This window comes from Streptomyces sp. SID5910 (assembly GCF_009862125.1).
Taxonomy (GTDB): Bacteria; Actinomycetota; Actinomycetes; order Streptomycetales; family Streptomycetaceae; genus Streptomyces.
In genome coordinates this window covers 1-867 of sequence record NZ_WWHX01000757.1, presented here as the reverse complement: position 1 = coordinate 867, position 867 = coordinate 1, and the positions used below count along the sequence as shown (strand labels likewise).

The 867-nt window shown below is 71.2% G+C and carries 1 protein-coding gene; it reads right to left on the bottom strand.

Annotated features, from left to right (window positions below; all coding sequences use genetic code 11):
* Window positions 1-107: 107 nt before the first annotated feature.
* The coding region (gene lipB / locus GTW67_RS26550) for a lipoyl(octanoyl) transferase LipB (protein ID WP_161167312.1) at window positions 108-867 on the bottom strand (760 nt) is incomplete at its 5' end.

Genomic DNA, 867 nt, shown 5'->3' with positions numbered 1-867 from the left:
GGCCTCGTCCTCAAACGCCGGACGGGCTGGATTTATGCCCTCCGTCACAAGGGACCGGACGGGCTGGATTTATGCCCCCGGCGCTGGATTCGTGCCGCCGACCTCTGTCAGGCAGGTGTCTTCTCGATCACCCTCGGTTTCAGGTCCGCGTTCTCCAGGATGTCTCGCAGGTGGCGCTCTGCCACCGGCAGGACCTCCTCGATGGTGACGTCGCGGCCCAGCTCGGTCGCCAGGGAGGCGACGCCCGCGTCGCGGATGCCGCACGGGATGATGCGGTCGAACCATTTGTTGTCCGGGTTCACGTTCAGAGCGAAGCCGTGCATGGTGACGCCCTTGGCGACCCGGATGCCGATCGCGGCGATCTTGCGGTCCTCCCGGCGCTGGCCCGCGTTGGACGGGGCGTACTCCGGCCCGTTGAGGCGGGGGTCGAACTCCTCGTCCGTCAGGCGCGGGTCGAAGTCCAGGGAGAGGCCACCGAGGGCCGGGCGCTGCTCCACCGGGTCGCCGAGGACCCAGACCCCGCTGCGGCCCTCGACCCGGGTGGTCTCCACGCCGAACTCCGCGCAGGTGCGGATCAGCGCCTCCTCCAGCCGCCGCACGTGCGCGACGACGTCCACCGGGCGCGGGAGCTTCTGGATCGGGTAGCCGACCAGCTGGCCCGGCCCGTGCCAGGTGATCTTGCCGCCGCGGTCCACGTCGATGACCGGCGTGCCGTCCAGGGGGCGTTCGTCGTCCGCGGTGCGCCGCCCGGCGGTGTAGACCGGCGGGTGTTCGAGGAGCAGCACCGTGTCCGGGACCTCGTCCGCGAACCGTGCGGCGTGCACCCGGCGCTGCTCGTCCCACGCCTCCTGGTACTCGACGCGCTCA